This window comes from Armatimonadia bacterium (assembly GCA_039679385.1).
Taxonomy (GTDB): Bacteria; Armatimonadota; Zipacnadia; order Zipacnadales; family JABUFB01; genus JAJFTQ01.
Genome location: JBDKVB010000012.1, coordinates 1 through 18,875, shown reverse-complemented (window position 1 = coordinate 18,875; position 18,875 = coordinate 1). Strand labels below are relative to the sequence as shown.

Sequence of the window (18,875 nt, the reverse complement as noted above, 5' to 3'; positions counted from 1 at the left end):
CCAGCTTGACGGTAGCCTGCCAGACCTCGTGGTGTGCAGTGGCGATCTTCTTGTCCGGATGAAGCGGGTTGCCGTGGCAGCTCAGGCCCGAGATGACGAGGCCACGGTCGGCGACCATCTTCAGCAGTGCCTTGCGGCCGGCGGCGCTCTCGTTCAGCTCGAAGGGGTTGCAGTGGTCGTTGCCCGGGTAGTTGCCACAACCCAGTTCGACGGCCTGGACGCCGGCCTCGACGAGGAAGTCCAGTACCTCCTCCAGCGGCTTGCTCTTCCAGGCGACGGTAAAGGCTCCAATCTTCATGTGTCTGGTCCTCCCTTGCTCGGGCCTGTGCCCGAGAGTTGGCGGTCGGTTGGGTCTGTTCCTAGAAGGCCTTCGGGACCTTCTCCCACTTGCCACTCTTGTCGGCGGTGCCGCAGGCCTCAAGCACTGCCTGGGTGCGGCAACCGTCCTCGAAGTTGGGCCACGGCATCGTCCCGTCAGCCAGGTTGTTCATCAGCTCAGCAACGGTGTTGATGAAGGTGTGCTCGTAGCCGATGATGTGCGCCACCGGCCAGTAGCGCGGGCCGCCACTCGGATGCGCCATCATCGGATGGCAGCCGTCGGTGACCTGGATCGTACGGAAGCCGAGACGATCGGCCGGGTCGCCCGCGTTGTAGTACAGCATCTCGTTCATGGTCTCGAGGTTGAACACGACACTGCCCTTGGAGCCGTTGATCTCGAACCAGTTGTAGTTCTTGCGGCCGGCGGCGAAACGGGTGGCCTCAAAGGTTCCGAGTGCGCCGTTGCCAAACTTGGCCAGCGTGATGACGCCGTCGTCGACGTCGACGGTGCCCATCGGAGCACCCTCCGCAGCCTTGCCACCCAGGCCGGTGTCGAAGGACTCCATCTTGGGGCGCTTCTTGATGAAGGTCTTCATGGTACAGGCGACCGAGTCGATGCCGCCCAGGAGCCAGAGCGCCATGTCGATGCTGTGGGCCATGAGGTCGCCCAGGGAACCGGAGCCGGCAATCTTCTTCTGCACCCGCCACATCATGGGCGTGCCGGGGTCCATCAGCCAGTCCTGCAGGTACAGGGCTCGCCAGTGGTAGATCTCGCCCAGGTCGCCGTTCTCGATCATCTTCTTGATCTGCATGCACGCCGGGGCTCGGCGATAGTTGTGGCACAGCATGTGCAGCACACCGGCGTCACGGACGGCCTTGAGGGCCTTCTTGGCGTCGGCGAGACTCGTGGCCAGCGGCTTCTCGCAGAAGACGTGCTTGCCGGCCTTGGCGGCGGCGATCACCATCTCCACGTGCTGGTTGTTGGGGCTGGTGATGTCCACGAGGTCGATGTCGTCGCGGGCGAGGAGCTTGTCGAACTTGGTCTCCGTCTGCTCCCACTGGAACTGCTTGGCGAAGGCTTCGAGCTTGTCCTTGGTCCGGCCACAGAGGACTCTCATGACCGGCTTCGCCTTGACCTCGGGGAAGTAGAAGGGGACCTGCCGATAGGCATTACTGTGGGCACGACCCATGAAGTTGTAGCCCACCAGACCGACTCGAACTTCGTTCACGACTCGATCCCTCCCTGTCAACAGGGTATTGGAAAGCCGAGCTTAGTTGAGCTATGCCACGTGTATGAGAAACGCCCCTTCGCCGCGCAGGCGCAGGACTCCTGCCGGTTTGCCGGGAAGGTGGCAAGGTTCGTCACAGGGGAAGGGAGGTCTTGGTGGGGCGAAAAATGTGGGCGTGGCAGGTTGCGGCGTCTTGGGTCTTGTGCTATAGTACCACACCGCGGAGAGTTGGCCGAGTAGGTTGAAGGCGGTCGCCTGCTAAGCGACTACGGGGGTAATAGCCTCCGTCGTGGGTTCGAATCCCACACTCTCCGCCACTGCCACACAGGTTGGCCGCCTGCAGCGCGAGCCACGGCATGGCTCGGGCAGCGATTGTACCGGTCAGAGTGTGCGCCCGTAGCTCAGCTGGATAGAGCGTCGGCCTCCGGAGCCGAAGGCCCCGCGTTCAAATCGCGGCGGGCGTACCATAACTCTCTTGCCGAATCGGACAGCCTGAGGTAGGATAGGAGTCCGGACGCGACTTCGGTCGCGTTCGAGCAGGAACCACGAGATGCGCGCCGGTAGCTCAGCGGATAGAGCGTCGGCCTGCGGAGCCGAAGGTCCCGCGTTCAAATCGCGGTCGGCGCGCCAGATCACCTGCATTGAGCTATGCGCTATGGGCATTGCCGGGCCATAGCCCATAGCTCAATTCGTTACTGACAGGTCCTTTCCCGTGTAGTCGTGCCTCCCGGCCTCTGCCGCAGACGGACAGGGAGGGCCCGCAGAACGGTCGTCCGGCTTGAGGGACTGGCCCCGTAGCTCAGAAGGATAGAGCAGCAACCTCCTAAGTTGAAGGTCGGCCGTTCGAATCGGCCCGGGGCCGCCACAGCACGGTACGTCGACGGGGCGGGCCGAACCCGACCCGGCGGGGATGCAGCTTGGTCTTCAGGGCCTTCACTGGGTCCTTGACAAGAGCGGAGAGGTGGCAGAGCTCGGTTGATCGCGCACGACTCGAAATCGTGTAGGGGCGTTAACCGCGTCCCTCGGGGGTTCGAATCCCCCCCTCTCCGCCACCGACTTTGACAGCCGATGTTGACCCTGGGGCCACCCGCGAGCTGCAAGCCCGTCGGTGACTCCTGCGATCCTCCCTATGCGGAGAGGTGACCGAGCGGACGAAGGTGCACGCCTGGAGAGCGTGTTGTCCCGCAAGGGGCACGTGGGTTCGAATCCCACCCTCTCCGCCATTGAACTACCCAGAGGATCGCGGGAAGCGCGTCTTGTCCTCCACAGGACGCGCCCCCAGACGAGTGGCAACCGCGGAGCCTAGCAGCCGTAGGTTCGACTCCGCCAAACCCTTCGCAACCGCTTTTGGTCGTGCTAGCCGGGGAACTAGCGGTGCCCTGTACCCACAATCCGCTCTAGTGGGGGCGAATTCCCGCTCGAGGTCTCGTCGTTTAGGGTCTGACCCTCGTAAGTGGTGTTGAAGGTCGGGTCCCGCGCAAGGGAGTCTCGCCGAACCCCGCCAGGTCCGGAAGGAAGCAACGGTAGGCGATCTGCTCCCGGTGCCGCGGCCAACCTGGCCGGAGCCGGCTGCGAGGGTAACGCCTGGGTGGCGTTATCGACAGTGGGTGCACGACCATTGTCTTACCGGGGCGCGGCCTTTCGCCGCGCCCCTTTCTGTGTGCGGCCCAACTTCCACTCGGCCCGCCCGATTCAGAAGGCCGGTCGGGGCTCCGGAAACCCTCAGGTTTGGCAACCTGCCCGGAAGGGCAAAGCCACTGCGACCGCGAACTGACAGCGTACCACCTACCGCACGTTGAACGGGCGATCTGCGCATGTCCTCCTATGTGTCCTTTAGCCTCAAGTACCGTCCCCAACGCTTCGAGGACGTGATCGGCCAAGAGCACGTGAGCCGCACGCTCATGAATGCGCTCAGCTCCGGTCGCGTAGCCCACGCCTACCTGTTCTCCGGCCCCCGGGGAACCGGCAAGACCTCCACAGCCCGCGTCCTCGCCAAAGCACTGAACTGTGTGAACGGCCCCACGGCCGAGCCCTGTGGCGAGTGCGAGTTCTGTCGTGCGGTCCAGGACGGCCGGGCCATGGACGTCATCGAGATCGACGCCGCCAGCAACCGCGGGATCGACGAGATCCGCGAACTGCGCGAGAAGGTCAAGTACAGCCCCGCCCAGGCGCGGCACAAGGTCTACATCCTCGACGAAGTCCACATGCTCACCACCGAGGCCTTCAACGCCCTCCTCAAGACCCTGGAGGAGCCGCCTGCACACAGCTTCTTCGTCCTGGCGACCACCGAGCCACACCGCGTGCCGGCAACCATTCTCTCGCGTTGCCAGCACTTCGACTTCCGCCAGATTCCGCTCGCAGGGCTGCTGACTTCCCTCCGTCGGATTGCCGACGCCGAGGGGATCCAGTTCGAGCCGGAGGCCCTGGAGGCCATTGCCCGCGCTGCCGAAGGCGGGATGCGAGACGCCGAGAGTATCTTCGATCAGGTCGTCGCCTACACCGACGGCGCCGTCACGTTGCAGATTGTCAGTTCGGTCCTTGGCGTTACGGAGGCCGAGACCCTGGCCGAGGTGGCCGACCTGATCGCCCACCAGGACGTCGCGGCCAGCTTCAGCCTCGTCGACCGCGTAATCGCAGCCGGCAAGGACGTCGGGCAGCTCATGGCCGACCAGACCTTGTACCTGCGGGACCTGCTGCGCATCTCCCTGGGCAGCGAACCCTCCGCCTGGCGACTGCCGGGCGAGGAGGGCAAGATGCGAATGCGTGACCAGGCCTCGGCGATCGGCAGCGACCGGCTCATGCAGGTCCTGCGGGCCCTGGCCGAGGCACAAAACGACCTGCGGGCCAGCACCCAGCACTCGCTCTTGCTGGAGTTGACCCTCGCCAAGCTCTGCCAGCTAACGCCACCGGCGGCGGCTGGACACCGTGCCGGAGCGCCTGCGGCTCAGCGGGCTCCAAGACCGGCTGCTGCACGTCCGGCTGCTGCGCAGGCTCACGCGGCTTCTCAGCCGCCGGCGGCCGTCGCCCAGCCCTCTGCAGCGCCACAGCCACCGGAGTCGCCTGCCCCGGGGCCTGAGCCTGCAGCGCAGCCGACACCCGCCGCAGTGGCCCCGACTCCGGCGCCGGAACCTCCTGCGGTGGCTCCTGCGGACCCCATCACAACCGGTCCTCTGCACTTTGAGGACATCGTCGCAAACTGGAGCGCAATGCCGGACGAGTTGAAGCGGATGAGGCGGATGCCGGTCGGCGCCTTCATCTGCGAGGCCGCGCCGGTGTCCCTTGACGGCGACACCTTGACGGTTGCCTTCGGGCCGGAGTACGCTTTCCACCACAAGCAGGTGTCCGGGCCGTATCATGAGGTGATTGAGGAGGCGCTGGCCCGGCTGTTTGGCCGGAAGCTGAGGCTCGTGTGCGTAGTGGGCGAGGTGCCGGCCCAGACCCCTCCACCACCTGCTGCCGTCCCTGAACCGACGCAGGCTGCAGAAGCGTCCGCCGGCGCGGAGCCACAGGAGCAGCCTGCCGCCGAGCCCGCCCCTCAGGAGGCGACGTCCCAAGCCACCACTGCGCAGGAACCGGCAGAAGAGCCCGTCGCGCAGCCCGCTGCGGAAAGTGCGACGGCACAGCCCCCTGCTCCGGTGGCGCAACCAAGAGAGTCCTCCGCTGTCGATACTGCGGTGGCACAGGCCCTTTCTCTGTTTGAGGGTAGCACGTTGTTGGGTGATGAGGAATAGATGAGAAACCCCCTACAGTCGATGTTTGAAAACCAGTTCGCCCAGGTGTCCGAGAACCTCACCAAGGCTCTCGAAGAGCTGGAGGCAGCCGAGATCGAAGGCTCTGCCGGTGGCGGTGCAGTCCGTGTGCACGTGACCGGGTCCGGGCAGGTCCTGGACGTCAAGATCTCGCCGGCCGCCATCCAGCCTGAGGATATTGAGTTGCTGGAGGACCTGGTCTGCGCTGCTGTGCGTGACGCCTTCGCCAAGGCCACGCAGCTCAAGAAGGAAAAGCTGATGTCCGCCACGCCCCTCGGGGCGCTTGGCCTAGATGTCCCCAACGTCTTCTGACCGTCTGACCGATCTGTCCAGAGTTCTCCACCCGGGGGGCTGCTTGCGAGACGACTCTCGCGGCCGGCAGTCCGGGTGGGTTTTCGTCTGCAGCTATTCCGCCGGATGATTCTCACCGATGCTTCGCTATGCTGAACCCTTGGAACATGTGATTCAGGAGCTAGAGCGCCTCCCCGGCGTGGGGCCCAAGAGTGCCCAGCGTCTGGCCCTCCATCTCATGCGCATGGATGTGCGCGATGTGGAGGCCCTTGGGGAGGCGATCCTGGAGCTGCGCCCGAAGGTGCAGGAGTGCCGGGAGTGCTTCAACTACTCCGCCGGGGAGCAGTGCCCGGTCTGCGCCGACCTCAGCCGCGATCGGTCAGTGCTGTGCGTGGTTGAGCACCCCAGCGACCTCATGGCCCTGGAGCGTGCCGGGGAGTACCGAGGCGTGTACCACGTTCTCGGCGGTGTGCTTTCGCCTCTGGGCGGCATAGGGCATGAAGACCTGCACCTTGACGCCTTGCTCGCGCGCGTGGGGACGCTGCGTCCTCACGAGGTCATCCTTGCCACGAGCCCGACGGTCGAGGGCGATGCGACGGCGGAGTACGTGCGTGCCCTGCTGACAGAGCTGTCCTCCTCGCTCGATCTGAACCTGAGCATAACGCGAATCGCCCTGGGCCTTCCGGTCGGCGGCGACCTGGACTACGCCGATCAGGTCACGGTGGCGCGGGCGCTTCGCGGACGACGTCCCATGGACGAGTGATTGATGACTCCTCCAGGCCCTGAAGAGATGAAGCAGCACGCGCTCCTGTTCCTGGAGCACCTGAACGGCCTGCGGGCGGCCGGCGGCGGAACCCTTGCTGCGGCCGAGGTGTTCGACCTTGTGGGGACGCCCTCCGATGCCGAGTTGGTCCGGCAGTTGGAGGCGCGTGGCGAGCTGGTCCTGGAGTTCCAGCCCGACGGTAAAGGGACGTTCCGCAATAGCGGTTCCTCCTTCTCCATCCCGGCAGGCCCCATCAAGCTCGTGGTCCCGACGGAGCTGGCTGGCACGGTCGCCTGCTCCGAGACGGCCGCCGCGCTGAACTTCGATTCGGCGCACACGCTGGTGGCGAAAGTGCTGTTCATGGACGTCAAGCTGGAGCGTATCGAGGTGTCGGAGCACCATCTGGCGGTTCGGTTGCCCGGCGGGGTCTTCGACAAGGAGTACTACTTCTGAGCTCGGCCGACGCGTGTTCAGAGGCGACGCGGTCCTGAGCGGGGCGCCAAGAAGGGCGTTTGTCTGCTTCCTGGTGAGGGCGCGAGATCGGGGCTGATAGTGGGGTGCCGAAGGCCTTGACCTCACCCCCGTCTCGCTGCTGCTCGACTCCCCCTCTCCACGCGTGGAGAGGGGGCTTGGGGGGTGAGGTGCCGCTTGGCCCTCCAGCAGCCAGAGTGGGCAAGCGCCAGCCCAAAAACCCCTTCAAAAGGTCCCTGCAAAGGTGTATCATCATTCAAACTATTGTCCGCAGCCTGGGCCCGCCGTCTTCGCGCAGTCGGAGGTTGTGAAGGGCGGGCGTTTTGTCGTGACCGGAGGGCGATCTGCCTCCTGTTCGCACAGGCCAGGGGGTAGAGTCACAAGTCTTTCGTAGTCAGCGTCACCCTCACGCGAAGCGTGTGGCAGTGGCCCCGGCGTGGAAACCTCGCGTTAACTTCCAACGCCTAGAATAGTGCCTCATCATTGAAGAGGAGGAATAGCATGCCCAAACTGACCGAAGTACGCTGGCACGGAAGGGGTGGACAGGGTGCGAAGACGGCGAGCTACGTTCTCGCTATCGCGGCAGCCGAGCAGGGCTGGCAGGTCCAGGCCTTCCCCGAGTACGGTGCCGAGCGCCGTGGGGCGCCGATGAAGTCCTACGTGCGGATTTCGGATGCTCCGATCCGCCTGCGCTGCGGCGTCGAGCACCCGACCGTCGTCGTCGTCCTCGACCCGACTCTGCTGGGTTCCGAAAACGTGACGGAGGGCCTGAACGAGGGCGCAATCGTCCTGGTCAACACCTCGGAAGCCCCCGAGGCCATCCGAGCCCGTCTCGCCCGCAAGGACGTTAAGCTGTGCACGGTCGATGCGACGCAGATCTCCATGGACACCATCGGCCGGAATATCCCCAATACGCCGATGCTCGGCGCACTGGCCAAGGTCAGCGACGTCGTGACGGTGGAAGGCGCCCAGAAGGCCGTTAAGGGCCAGCTCGGCAGCAAGCTCTCCGAAGCCGTACTGCAGGGCAACTACCAGGCCATCCAGCGCGCCTACGAGGAGGTCCAGGTAGCATGAGCGACCGCGTATACCCCAAGGATGCCGGCTGGAAAGACATGGCCGCCGGTGGAGTCATCCCCCAGGCGGGCAACGCAGTAGAGTACAAGACCGGCGGCTGGCGCACCTTCCGCCCTGTTCGCAACAACGAGAAGTGCATCAACTGCCTGCAGTGCTGGATCTACTGCCCCGACGACGCGATCATCTGCGAGGAGCAGACGATCAAGGGCAAGCCCTACGACCTCGACCATTGCAAGGGCTGCGGCATCTGCGCCAACATTTGCCCGGCCAAGTGTATCGAGATGAAGGTCGACACGGAGTGCGAAAACTAGGCCGCCAGACGGGAGCCGGATAGGCCCTGAGTTCCAGGCCGCTCTGAGCGCGCCGCAGGTCTGTCCAGACGCTCCCGTGGGGTCGCTATCAGATAGGAGGAAATGCAATGGGAAAGGTCATGCCGCTCGAAGGCAACAACGCCGTCGCCGAAGCGATGCGGCAAATCAACCCCGATGTCGTGGCGGCTTACCCCATCACGCCGTCCACTGAGATCGTCCAGACCTTCGCTAAGTTCCACGCTAACGGCCAGGTCGACACCAACTTCGTGGCCGTTGAGAGCGAACACTCGGCCATGAGCGCCTGCACCGCAGCCGCCGTCGCCGGTGGCAGGGTCATGAACGCTACGAGCTCCCAGGGTCTTGCGCTCATGTGGGAGATCCTGTTCATCACCGCCTCGCTGCGTCAGCCGGTGGTTCTGTCCGTGGCCAACCGCGCTCTCTCGGGCAACATCAACATCCACTGCGATCACTCCGACGGTATGGGTGCTCGCGATTGTGGCTGGATCCAGCTCTACGGCGAGAACGCCCAGGAAGCCTATGACAACTGCATCCAGGCCATCGCCATCGCCGAGCGCGAAGACGTCCGCCTGCCGACGATGAACTGCTTCGACGGCTTCCTCGTAAGCCACGCCTACGAGCTCGTCGAGGTCGAAGAGGATGCCGCAGTCAAGGACTGGGTCGGCCCGTACAAGGCCGTCCGGCCCCTGCTCGACGTCAAGAACCCCTACACCGTCGGCCCGCTCGACCTGTGGGACTACTACTTCGAGCACAAGCGCAACCAGATCGAGGCCTACGTCGCCGCCAAGGAAGCCATCATCGAGGAGGGCAAGCGCTTCGGCAAGGTCTTCGGTCGCGAATACGGCCTGATGGAGTGCGTCGACCTCGAGGATGCCGAGCTGGCCATCGTCGCCCTGGGTTCCACTGCCGGCATGGTCAAGGACACCGTCAGCGAGCTGCGCGAAGCCGGTAAGAAGGTCGGTCTGCTCAAGCTCCGGTCCTTCCGCCCCTTCCCAGACGCCGAGATCGCAGCGGCCCTCAAGAACTGCAAGGCCGTTGCTATCCTGGATCGCGCTGCTTCCTACGGAGCCGCCGCCGGTCCGCTGTACGCCGAAGTCACCTCCGCCCTGTACGCACACAAGGCCGAGGTCCCGTGCGTCAACATGATCTACGGTCTGGGCGGGCGCGAAGTGCAGCCCGAGCAGCTCGTCGATATCTATAAGGCACTTGAAGACGTGAAATCCAGCGGTCAGCCGGCACAGCCTGTGCGCTTTGTAGGCATCCGCGAATAAGGAGGGCATCTCCGTGGCAAAGAACCTCAAGCAACTGGTCGATAGCCCGGTGCGTCTCACCGGTGGCCACAGGCTCTGCCCTGGCTGCGGCGAGCCCATTGCAGTACGTCAGGTGCTCATGGGCACCGACTCGCCGGTCATCGTGGCAAACGCAACCGGCTGTCTCGAAGTCTCCACAACGATCTTCCCGTACACCGCCTGGAACGTGCCGTGGGTGCACATTGCCTTCGAGAACGCTGCGGCGGCTGCCTCTGGCGTTGAGGCGATGTACGAGTCGCTGAAGAAGCAGGGCAAGATCGATGCGGACGCCGATTACAAGTTCGTGGCCTTCGCCGGTGACGGCGGCACCTACGACATCGGCTTCCAGTCCCTGTCCGGCGCTGTCGAGCGCGGTCATAACTTCGTCTATGTGTGCCTCAACAACCAGGCATACATGAACACCGGCGTTCAGCGCTCCAGCGCTTCCCCGCTGGGCATGAACACCACGACCACGCCGGCCGGCAAGGTCCAGGCCGGTAAGACGAAGGTGCAGAAAGACCTCACCGAGTGCCTCGTCGCCCACGAGATCCCCTACGTGGCGCAGAGCATTCCCGGTCGCTGGCGCGACCTCGTCGGCAAGGCCGAAAAGGCCTTCAACGTCGATGGCCCCGCCTTCCTCAACGTCCTCACCCCCTGCCCGCTGGGTTGGGCGTGCGACCCGGCTGTCACTGCGGAGATCTCCATGCTCGCGGTCGACACCTGCATCTGGCCGCTGTATGAGGTCGAGTACGGCGAGTACAAGGTCAACTACACGCCGAAGGAAAAGAAGCCGGTCGACGAGTACCTGAAGCTGCAGGGCCGCTTCCGCCACCTGTTCAAGGGCGAAGAGGGCGCCGAGGTCCGCAAGCAGATCCAGGAGTACACGGATCGCAAGTGGGAGCAGCTCCTCAAGAAAGCCGGCCAGGCCTAAGGACACCTCGGTGTCCGCTGTACCGCAGCACTGATGCGAAACTTCAGCCTCCGCGGGTCTCTCGACGAAGGCCCGCGGAGGTTGTCGATTCCACCGGTCAGTGCACAGATTGCCGACTCCCAACCCGAGCGAGGCGCCCGGAGGCCGATCGATGTCCACCGACAAGATCACCTTGCCCGCCGTCGAAGTCCCCGTAGTTGGTGAGTATGACGTCGTCGTCTGCGGCGGAGGCCCCGCCGGAACTGCAGCCGCCATCGGTGCTGCACGATTGGGCGCTCGCACGCTCCTCATCGAACGCTACAACCACCTGGGCGGACTGGCCACCGGCGGCCAGGTCATCCTGCTGCCTCGCTTCTTCGACAAGGGTCGGCAGGTCATCGGCGGCATCGGCATGGAGACTCGCGAGCGGCTCTTCAAGGCCGGGTTCGCCTCCTATCGCTCGGCGGAGGACTCCTGCTGCTTCGACATCGAGGGGCTCAAGTCGCTGTCTATCGACATGCTCCGCGAGGCCGGCGCCGACATCCTGCTGCATAGCTGGTGCTCGGACGCGGTCGTTCAGGACGGGCAACTGACCGGCGTCGTGACCGTCTCCAAGGCCGGCCGACAGGCCTTCCTCGGCAAGATGGTCATCGACACCACGGGCGACCTCGAGGTGGCGGCCTCTGCCGGCGCCGACTTCGAGAAATCCCTCTACGGGATCGGCGTGCCCTTCCGCATCGGCGGCGTCGACCTGGCCCGCTGGCAGGCTGCTCGTCGCGAGAAGCCTGAGCTGACCCGCGAAGTGCATAACGATGTGTGGAAGACCGGCGGCTGGCAGGGCTTTCTGGGCCTCACCCCCGTTGCGACCCCGAAGGCGCAGTTCGGCGTCGTCTGGGCCAACAACACCGTGCGTCAGGGTGACGGGCTCGATCCAGCCGACCTGACCGCCCTGGAGATCGAAGGCCGTGACATGGCTCGGCGGGCGCTGGAGGTCCTGCGGCGGCGAATGCCGGGCTACGAGAACGCCTGGATCATCGACGTTGCGGTGCAGACCGGTGTCCGCATCACCCGGCGCCTTGGCGGCGACTACGTGCTGACCGACGAGGACGTGGCGCAGTTCGACTTCCGCCATCCAGACAGCGTCGCTCGCGGCAATGACTTCCGCAAGGAGGGCATTGCCTACGATATCCCGCGTGTCTCGCTGGTGAGCCGCAACGTCCCGAACCTGCTGAGCGCCGGGCGTAGCCTGTCGAGCACTCATGTCGCCATGGAGCCCATCCGCGAGATCCACGTGTGCTGGACCTCCGGGCATGCCGCCGGCGTCATCGCCGGGATGGCAGTCAATCAGGGCAAACTCCCGCGCGAGTTGTGCGTGGAGGCCCTTCGTTCCGAACTTATCAAGCAGGGCGCCGTCGTCGGCGGCCCTGAAGACAATACCGGCGGCAACTAGCGGCAGCTTGCGTGGCACCGCCCTTTCTACCAGCCGCTTTCGAGGTCCTGACAATGTCTATCCGTATCGGTGTACTGGCTCTTCAAGGCGATTTTGGCGAGCACGCGCAGGCCATGTCTGAGCTGGACTGCGAGGTCGCTCTGGTCAAGACGGTGGCGGAGGTCGAGTCCTGCCACGGTCTCGTCCTTCCCGGTGGCGAAAGCACTACCATCGGCAAGCTGTGCGAGCGCTTCGGCGTCGGCGACGCCATCCTCGGGCTTCACAAGGCGGGACGGCCCATCTGGGGCACCTGCGCGGGCATGATCCTCCTGGCCAAGGAGATCGTCGGCAGCGACCAGTGGCGCCTGGGCATCATGAACATCGAGGTGCAGCGCAACGCCTTCGGACGCCAGGTCGACAGCTTCGAGGCCGACATCAAGGTGGCTGAGATCAACGATACCTCGGTGCGTGGCGTCTTCATCCGCGCTCCCTATGTGACCCGCGTCTGGGAGCCCGCCTACGTCATGGCGACCTTCAACGACAAGATCGTCATGGCTCGCGAGGGGAACCTGCTGGCTTCCGCCTTCCATCCCGAGCTCACTGATGACCGGCGGGTGCAGGAGTACTTCCTGAACATGGTGAAGGAGCGCGAAGCCCAGTCCTGACCTTGCCCCGAGGAGGGGCTCATCCCGGTTCCGGAGGTGCGTCCGCATGAAGGGCGTGATCATCGTCGGGGGCCTCGGCACACGTCTGCGTCCCATGACGCGAGTCACCAACAAGCACCTGCTCCCGGTGGGCCGCTTCCCCATGGTGTACTATCCGCTCCACTCGCTGGTTGACGCCGGGATCCGCGACATCATGATCGTCACCGGCGGCAACAAGCCCGGCGACTTTCTCGAGTTGCTCCACGACGGCAGCGAGTTCGGCCTCGAGCATCTCTACTACGCCTACCAGGCGGCACCCCGGGGAATTGCCGACGCCCTGCGTATCGCCGAGCACTTCGTCGATCGCGACCGGTGCGTCCTGATCCTGGGCGACAACATCCTCAACGGCAGCATCCGGCCCTATGTCGACCAGTTCCGCGAGCAAGAGCAGGGCATGCGGATTCTGCTCAAAGAGGTCCCAGACCCTGAGCGCTTCGGCGTGCCGCAGTTCGACGAAGCGGGCCACATCCAGCAGATCATCGAGAAGCCCCAGCGGCCGCCCTCCCCCTATGCGGTGATCGGCGTGTACATGATGGACGAGCAGGTCTGGGACATCCTCCCGGCCCTGCCCCTGTCCGAGCGCAACCAGTACGAGATCACCGACGTGCAGAATGTGTACTTGAGCCGCGGCCAGTTGCGCCATGACGTCCTGGACTGCGATTGGTCCGACGCCGGGACCCCGGAAACTCTCTGGCGTTCCGCCGACCTCATCCGCAAGACCGGCTTCGTCCCTCCCATCAGCCTCAACGATTAGCTCCCAGGCAGTTGTCCAGTCGAACCACCGAGGCGCTTCTCTCGCAGAGGCGTCTCTTTCCGTATCTGGGGGCAGGCGCGCCGCTCGCCGGAAACGATACGGCCGGCGAGAAGCGAGTTCCCGCCGGCCGCGATTGGTCGTGGTGGGGTCAGGGCCTAGTCACATTGCGAGTAGCCGCAGTCGTGACAGGTGACGCAGCCCGACTCGTGCGACAGCGCACCACCACACTCCGGACAGGCGCCCAGGTGACCGAAGCTCTTGCCGTTGAAGTCGATGGCGAGCTGCACGGCCTCTTCGGTGTGGATGCAGGACTCAACGGCCTTGGCGAAGGCGTCGGCGCAGGAGAGGATGCGGCTGCCACCGGGGCCCCAGGCGGGCATGTGGCAACTGATGCCCTTGAGCTGCCTGACGATGTGCGACGCTGAGATCCCGGAGCGTAGCGCCAGCGAGATGAGACGCGCGACGGCTTCGGTCTGGCTGGCCGCGCAACCGCCGGCCTTGCCCATGTTGCCGAAGACCTCGAACACGCCCTTCTCGTCCTCGTTGATCGTGATGTACATCTTTCCGCAGCCGGTGTTCATCGCCCGCGTGGTGCCCTTGATGACGTCGGGCCGGTCGCGAGGCTCGGTGATCACGGGCTCGGGCGCAGCCGCAGGGGCCTGGCCGCTCTTGCCCGTGGTCAGCACCTGGCCCTCACGGCAGCCGTCGCGGTAGATGGTAACGCCCTTGCAGCCGAGGTCGTAGGCGAGGTTGTAGACCTGCGCGACTTCCTCCCGCGTGGCGGTGTTGGCGAAGTTCACCGTCTTGCTGACCGCGTTGTCGGTGTAGAGCTGGAAGGCGGCCTGGAGGCGAACGTGCCATTCCGGCGTCACGTCATGGGCGGTGGCGAAGATCCGCTTCACGTCGCCCGGCACCGTGGTGACGTCGTGCAGGGAACCCTTGGCCGCGACCTCCTTGATCAGATCGGGGCTGTAGAAGCCTCGTTCCTTGGCGATCTGCTCGAAGAGCGGGCTGACCTCGATGAGCTCCTCGCCGCCGAGTACGTGGCGGCTGAAGGCCACAGCGAAGAGCGGCTCGATGCCGCTGGAGGCCCCGGCGATGATGCTGATGGTGCCGGTCGGGGCAACGGTGGTGAGGGTCGCGTTCCGCAGCTTCTGCTTGCCGTTGGTGTGGGCAAAGACGCTCTCTTCCCAGTTCGGGAAGGTCCCGCGCTCCTCGGCCAGTTGCTCAGAAGCGGCCCGCGCCTCCGTGCGGATGAACTGCATGAGCTTTTGGGCAACCTCGACGGCGTCCTCGCTGTCGTAGGCCACGCCCATCGTGATGAGCAGGTCGGCGAAGCCCATGATGCCGAGGCCGATCTTGCGATTGGCCTTGGTCCGCTCCTCGATGACGGGCAGCGGGAAGCGGTTCATGTCGATGACGTTATCCAGGAACCGCACGGCATTGCGGACAGTGTTGCGCAGCTTGTCCCAGTCGATCTCGGCCTGCATGAGCGGGCCCTTGGTCATCCTGGCCAGGTTGATGGAACCCAGGTTGCAGGACTCATAGGGCAGCAGTGGCTGCTCGCCGCAGGGGTTGGTGCTCTCGATGTCGCCAACCTTCGGCGTGGGGTTCTCGGCGTTGATGCGGTCGAGGAACAGGATGCCGGGCTCGCCGGTGTTCCAGGCGCTCTCGACGATCAGGTCAAAGACCTCGCGAGCACGCACAGTCTCCACGGGTTCGTCGTGCCGCGGGTTGATGAGCTCGTAGGTCCCGTCGATGCGGACCTTGCGCATGAACTCCTCGGTGAGCGCCACCGAGATGTTGAAGTTCGTGAGCTTGGACAGGTCGTTCTTGACGGTGATGAACTCGCGGATGTCCGGGTGGTCAACCCGCAGGACCGCCATGTTGGCGCCGCGACGAGTCCCGCCCTGCTTGATGGCCTCGGTGGCGGCGTCGAAGACCTGCATGAAGGAAATCGGGCCGCTGGAGACGCCCCTGGTGGAGCTGACGATGTCGTCCTTCGGCCGCAGACGGGAGAAGGAGAAGCCGGTGCCGCCGCCGCTCTTGTGGATGAGCGCGGTGTTCTTCACCGTCTCGAAGATGCTCTCCATCGAGTCCTCGACCGGGAGCACGAAGCAGGCGGAGAGTTGCTGGAACTCCCGGCCGGCGTTCATCAGCGTCGGGCTGTTGGGCATGAACTCGACCCGAGCCATCATCTCGTAGAAAGCCTGGGCCCGCTGCGCGATCTCGGCCTCTGTGGCACCATACTTGGCATCCGCCGAGGCGATGTTCTGGGCCACACGGAGGAACATGTCCGCCGGCGTCTCTGTCGGGCGTCCCTGGGCATCGCGGCGCAGATAGCGACGCTCCAGGACAGTAAGAGCGTTCTCTGACAAGTCGAGCTCAGTGGCTTCGGTGTTGACAGCCATTGCCGACCCTCCTGATTGATGACAATGATTGCGAGTGCACGGCCTTGGAGGTCAAGACGTCCAAGGTCCCGTGCGAGGAATGGCGGGAACCTCGTAGTAAAGCGGAAAGGCACCGGCAACGCCCTGGCTCAGGAAGTCGGCTCGCCCCGTCCGAGGGACCTTCGCAGAGCTACATCAGGTGCGGGCTTGTCCTTGCGACCCGTGCGGGCTGCGGCGTGGGGTGCATGTGGTGGCGTGTCGTGTAGACTAGGAACGCCAGCCCGTGGGCTGGCGCTTTGTCAAACTTTCCGGGCTTCAACTTGCACGGGGCTTCACTATAGTCCTCGCCCAGACCCCCGTCAAGACGCTCCGATGAGGCTTTTCTGAGGACACATGATGGCTATAATGCGACCGAATTGCGGTAACGCCGCTCGCCCATGCCTCCCGCGCCTTTACAGGCCTCAGGAGGATTTCTGCCTCCCCGGCAGCCTCCTGGGAGGCCTTCCACCTCTCGCCGCAACTGGCAGCCCTGCCGTAGCTTCCCCCTTGAACCAAGACTGACGGAAGAGGGCTCACCGGGCGTTCTCGAACCGCGGTGAGCCCTCCCGATTGCGCGCCTGGTTAGGAGCTTACTGCATCTTCAGGGCTCTCGCCGGCGTAGCGCACGACCTTGGCGAGCGCAGTCACCGAGTCGCCCTCGCGCGGGGTCACAACCTTGACGCCCTGCGCATTGCGGCCTGTCTGGCGGATGCCGGCCACGGGAACGCGGATCAGCACGCCCTGGGAGGAGATGCACATGACCTCGTCCTCCTCCTCGACCACCTGCACGCCGACCACGGGGCCCGTGCGATCCGTCACCTTGAGGGTGATAACGCCCTGGGTCGCCCGTCCCTTGCGGGGGTAGTCATTCAGCGGCGTGCGCTTGCCCAGTCCCTGCTCACCGACCACGAGCAGGTCGCGCGGGTCCTCTTTGTTGACGGCGGCGGTGGAGACGATGCGATCGCCCTGGCGCAGCTTGATCGCACGAACACCGGCGGCGTTGCGACCCATCGGCCGCACTTCCTGTTCGTCGAAGCGGATGCACAGGCCGTCGCTGGTGCTGACCATGATGTCCTTGTTGCCGTCGGTCCACATGACCCACTTCAGCCGGTCGCCGTCGCGCAGGTTGATGGCGATGATACCGCGGCTCTTGAGTGCGGTGTTGTACTCTGACAGCGCGGTCTTCTTGATGAGCCCGCTTTCGGTCACCATGACCAGATACCCGCCGATGTCGAAGCTGCTGATCGGGATCATGGCCGTGATGGCCTCGTCCTGCTCGATGGGCACGAGGTTGATGATGGGCGTGCCGCGCGATTGGCGGCTCGCCATTGGCACCTGGTAGGCCTTGACATGGTAGACCATGCCCAGGCTGGTGAAGCAGAAGATGAGGTGATGGGTCGTGGCGACGAAGACGTCGCGCACGTCATCCTCCTCCTTCTTGCTCAGTGCGACCACACCCTTGCCACCGCGCTTCTGCAGCCGATAGGTGTCCACCGGCAGTCGTTTGATGTAGCCGTCGCGGGTGATGGTGATGGTCATGTCTTCCTGGGCGATGAGGTCCTCCATCTGGATCTCATCGGCCTCGCCGGGGATGATCCGAGTCCTGCGGTCATCGCCGAACTCACGCTTCACACGGCGCAGCTCCGACTTCATGACTTCGGACTTGCGCTCCTCGGAGGCGAGGATCTCGTGGTACTCGCGGATGGCCTCGTCCAACTGGGCCATCTCGCGGTCAAGTTCAATCCGTGACAGTCGGGTGAGTTGACCCAACTGCATGGAGAGGATCGACTCGGCCTGCTTCTCGGAGAAGCCCCACTTCTGCATCAGGCCCTGACGCGCTTCCGTGCGGTTGGCACTGGCGCGGACCAGGGCGATGATCTCGTCGAGAATGTCCAGGGCCTTGAGCAAGCCCTCGACGATGTGGGCGCGATCCTCCGCCTGCTTGAGCAGGAACCTGGTCCGCCGTGTGACCACTTCGCGCCGGTGTGCCAGGAAGTGGTTGATGAGATCCCTGATGCCAAGCAGACGCGGGACCACGTACTGGCTTCCCGGGACCGGCACGACCGCCATCATGTTCGCACCGAAGCTGGTCCGCAACAGGGTGTGCTTGTAGAGCTGGTTCAGCACCACGTTCGGGTTGGCGTCGCGCTTGAGCTCGATGACGACCCGCATTCCCTTGCGGTCGCTTTCATCGCGCAGGTCGGAGATGCCGCTGACCTTGTTGTCGTCGTGGAGCTTGGCGATCTGGATCAGCAGAGCGCTCTTGGAGACCTGGTAGGGAAGCTCGGTAACGATGATGGCCGTGCGGTTTCGGTCGAGGGGCTCAATGACCGCCCGAGCCTGCATCACGACGGAGCCGTTGCCGGTCTCGTAGTAGCGGCGGATCCCCTTTGTGCCGAGGATGAAACCACGGGTGGGGAAGTCAGGGCCCGGCATAAGCTCCAGGATCTTGTCGACGGACAGGTCCGGGTCGTCCAGCATGGCGATGCACACGTCCACGACCTCGGAAACGTTGTGCGGCGGCATGTTGGTCGCGTAGGCCGGGACAATTCCCGCCGACCCGTTGCAGATCAGGTTGGGGAACATCGCCGGCAGGACCACGGGCTCCTGGTTGCGCTCGTCGTAGGTTGGCTGGAAGTCGACCGTGTCGCGATCGAGGTCCTCCAGCATTATCATGGCGACACTGGAGAGACGGGCCTCCGTGTAGCGCGGAGCACCGGCGGGGTCGCCGTCAACGGAGCCGAAGTTGCCCATCGGGTCGATGGGTGGGTAACGGGTGTTGAAGTCCTGGCCCATGTGCACCAGCGTGCCGTAGATTGAGGCATCGCCGTGCGGGTGATAGACCTTCATGGTCTGACCGACGATAGCGGCGCACTTGGAGTGCGGCCGGTCGGGGGTCAGGTTGTCGTCGCGCATGCCGATAAGCACCCGGCGCTGCGAGGGCTTGAGACCGTCGCGCACATCGGGCAGACCTCGGGCCATGATGGTGCTCATGGCGAACTGCATATAGGAGGTCGCCATCTCCTCTTCGAGGGAGATGGGCGCGATTCTTCCGGCAAGGTTGTCGTTTTCTTCAGGCATGTTGCTCCCCGACTCATCAGGACGCCATACACCGCGCCCATGTCGTTACGGCTGG

15 protein-coding genes, 6 tRNA genes and 1 other RNA gene are annotated in these 18,875 nt (G+C 64.6%); 18 read left to right on the top strand and 4 right to left on the bottom strand.

Annotation, left to right across the window (positions count from 1 at the left end; genetic code table 11):
* On the bottom strand, nt 1–298 hold a 298-nt coding region (locus ABFE16_00935), incomplete at its 3' end, for a sugar phosphate isomerase/epimerase (protein ID MEN6343830.1).
* Between the two features lie 61 nt (nt 299–359).
* Nucleotides 360–1,547, bottom strand: a complete 1,188-nt coding sequence (locus ABFE16_00930) for a Gfo/Idh/MocA family oxidoreductase (protein MEN6343829.1) — start codon at nt 1,545–1,547, stop codon at nt 360–362.
* Between the two features lie 222 nt (nt 1,548–1,769).
* Between ABFE16_00930 and ABFE16_00925 the strand changes: the two genes are divergently transcribed.
* From ABFE16_00925 to ABFE16_00840, 18 genes are all read left to right on the top strand, one after another.
* Nucleotides 1,770–1,864, top strand: a tRNA-Ser gene (locus tag ABFE16_00925).
* A 73-nt stretch (nt 1,865–1,937) separates the two neighbouring features.
* A tRNA-Arg gene (locus ABFE16_00920) sits at nt 1,938–2,014 on the top strand.
* Nucleotides 2,015–2,101: 87 nt separating this feature from the next.
* Nucleotides 2,102–2,177, top strand: a tRNA-Arg gene (locus tag ABFE16_00915).
* Between the two features lie 158 nt (nt 2,178–2,335).
* A tRNA-Arg gene (locus tag ABFE16_00910) sits at nt 2,336–2,412 on the top strand.
* A 90-nt stretch (nt 2,413–2,502) separates the two neighbouring features.
* Nucleotides 2,503–2,599, top strand: a tRNA-Ser gene (locus ABFE16_00905).
* Nucleotides 2,600–2,680: 81 nt separating this feature from the next.
* Nucleotides 2,681–2,770, top strand: a tRNA-Ser gene (locus tag ABFE16_00900).
* 128 nt (nt 2,771–2,898) lie between these two features.
* An RNA gene (gene ffs, locus ABFE16_00895) (signal recognition particle sRNA large type) lies at nt 2,899–3,162 on the top strand.
* Nucleotides 3,163–3,361: 199 nt separating this feature from the next.
* Complete coding sequence (dnaX, locus tag ABFE16_00890) at nt 3,362–5,278, top strand: DNA polymerase III subunit gamma/tau (GenBank protein ID MEN6343828.1); 1,917 nt, start codon at nt 3,362–3,364, stop codon at nt 5,276–5,278.
* A complete protein-coding gene (locus tag ABFE16_00885; GenBank protein ID MEN6343827.1) occupies nt 5,279–5,608 on the top strand; it encodes a YbaB/EbfC family nucleoid-associated protein in 330 nt (109 codons plus the stop codon).
* 118 nt (nt 5,609–5,726) lie between these two features.
* Entirely contained in the window at nt 5,727–6,350 is a 624-nt protein-coding gene (gene recR / locus ABFE16_00880; GenBank protein ID MEN6343826.1) for a recombination mediator RecR, read from the top strand.
* A gap of 3 nt (nt 6,351–6,353) precedes the next feature.
* Nucleotides 6,354–6,803 carry a hypothetical protein gene (locus ABFE16_00875; protein ID MEN6343825.1) on the top strand — a complete coding sequence of 150 codons (450 nt, stop codon included), beginning with the start codon at nt 6,354–6,356 and terminating at the stop codon, nt 6,801–6,803.
* A 519-nt stretch (nt 6,804–7,322) separates the two neighbouring features.
* On the top strand, nt 7,323–7,895 hold the full coding sequence (locus ABFE16_00870; protein ID MEN6343824.1) for a 2-oxoacid:acceptor oxidoreductase family protein: 573 nt from the start codon (nt 7,323–7,325) through the stop codon (nt 7,893–7,895).
* Entirely contained in the window at nt 7,892–8,206 is a 315-nt protein-coding gene (locus tag ABFE16_00865; GenBank protein ID MEN6343823.1) for a 4Fe-4S binding protein, read from the top strand. The genes ABFE16_00870 and ABFE16_00865 overlap by 4 nt, the downstream gene beginning before the upstream one ends.
* 107 nt (nt 8,207–8,313) lie before the next feature.
* Nucleotides 8,314–9,495, top strand: a complete 1,182-nt coding sequence (locus ABFE16_00860; GenBank protein MEN6343822.1) for a transketolase C-terminal domain-containing protein — start codon at nt 8,314–8,316, stop codon at nt 9,493–9,495.
* Nucleotides 9,496–9,508: 13 nt separating this feature from the next.
* Nucleotides 9,509–10,444: a thiamine pyrophosphate-dependent enzyme gene (locus tag ABFE16_00855; GenBank protein ID MEN6343821.1), complete on the top strand. Its 936-nt coding sequence runs from the start codon at nt 9,509–9,511 to the stop codon at nt 10,442–10,444.
* Between the two features lie 151 nt (nt 10,445–10,595).
* Nucleotides 10,596–11,873, top strand: a complete 1,278-nt coding sequence (locus ABFE16_00850) for an FAD-dependent oxidoreductase (GenBank protein ID MEN6343820.1) — start codon at nt 10,596–10,598, stop codon at nt 11,871–11,873.
* A 53-nt stretch (nt 11,874–11,926) separates the two neighbouring features.
* Nucleotides 11,927–12,517 carry a pyridoxal 5'-phosphate synthase glutaminase subunit PdxT gene (gene pdxT, locus ABFE16_00845; protein MEN6343819.1) on the top strand — a complete coding sequence of 197 codons (591 nt, stop codon included), beginning with the start codon at nt 11,927–11,929 and terminating at the stop codon, nt 12,515–12,517.
* A gap of 46 nt (nt 12,518–12,563) precedes the next feature.
* Nucleotides 12,564–13,310 (top strand): sugar phosphate nucleotidyltransferase, encoded by a 747-nt coding sequence (locus ABFE16_00840; protein ID MEN6343818.1) that lies wholly within the window; start codon nt 12,564–12,566, stop codon nt 13,308–13,310.
* A 155-nt stretch (nt 13,311–13,465) separates the two neighbouring features.
* Here ABFE16_00840 and ABFE16_00835 read toward each other — a convergent pair whose 3' ends face one another.
* Together ABFE16_00835 and gyrA are read right to left on the bottom strand one after the other, a co-directional pair.
* Nucleotides 13,466–15,721 carry a vitamin B12-dependent ribonucleotide reductase gene (locus ABFE16_00835; GenBank protein ID MEN6343817.1) on the bottom strand — a complete coding sequence of 752 codons (2,256 nt, stop codon included), beginning with the start codon at nt 15,719–15,721 and terminating at the stop codon, nt 13,466–13,468.
* Nucleotides 15,722–16,321: 600 nt separating this feature from the next.
* Nucleotides 16,322–18,820: a DNA gyrase subunit A gene (gene gyrA, locus ABFE16_00830; GenBank protein MEN6343816.1), complete on the bottom strand. Its 2,499-nt coding sequence runs from the start codon at nt 18,818–18,820 to the stop codon at nt 16,322–16,324.
* Nucleotides 18,821–18,875: the final 55 nt, after the last annotated feature.

Coding starts and splice junctions, on each gene's coding strand:
- dnaX (MEN6343828.1), top strand. CDS start 3,362: ATGTCCTCCTATGTGTCCTTTAGCCTCAAGTACCGTCCCCAACGCTTC.
- ABFE16_00885 (MEN6343827.1), top strand. CDS start 5,279: ATGAGAAACCCCCTACAGTCGATGTTTGAAAACCAGTTCGCCCAGGTG.
- recR (MEN6343826.1), top strand. CDS start 5,727: ATGCTTCGCTATGCTGAACCCTTGGAACATGTGATTCAGGAGCTAGAG.
- ABFE16_00875 (MEN6343825.1), top strand. CDS start 6,354: ATGACTCCTCCAGGCCCTGAAGAGATGAAGCAGCACGCGCTCCTGTTC.
- ABFE16_00870 (MEN6343824.1), top strand. CDS start 7,323: ATGCCCAAACTGACCGAAGTACGCTGGCACGGAAGGGGTGGACAGGGT.
- ABFE16_00865 (MEN6343823.1), top strand. CDS start 7,892: ATGAGCGACCGCGTATACCCCAAGGATGCCGGCTGGAAAGACATGGCC.
- ABFE16_00860 (MEN6343822.1), top strand. CDS start 8,314: ATGGGAAAGGTCATGCCGCTCGAAGGCAACAACGCCGTCGCCGAAGCG.
- ABFE16_00850 (MEN6343820.1), top strand. CDS start 10,596: ATGTCCACCGACAAGATCACCTTGCCCGCCGTCGAAGTCCCCGTAGTT.
- pdxT (MEN6343819.1), top strand. CDS start 11,927: ATGTCTATCCGTATCGGTGTACTGGCTCTTCAAGGCGATTTTGGCGAG.
- ABFE16_00840 (MEN6343818.1), top strand. CDS start 12,564: ATGAAGGGCGTGATCATCGTCGGGGGCCTCGGCACACGTCTGCGTCCC.
- ABFE16_00835 (MEN6343817.1), bottom strand. CDS start 15,721: ATGGCTGTCAACACCGAAGCCACTGAGCTCGACTTGTCAGAGAACGCT.
- gyrA (MEN6343816.1), bottom strand. CDS start 18,820: ATGCCTGAAGAAAACGACAACCTTGCCGGAAGAATCGCGCCCATCTCC.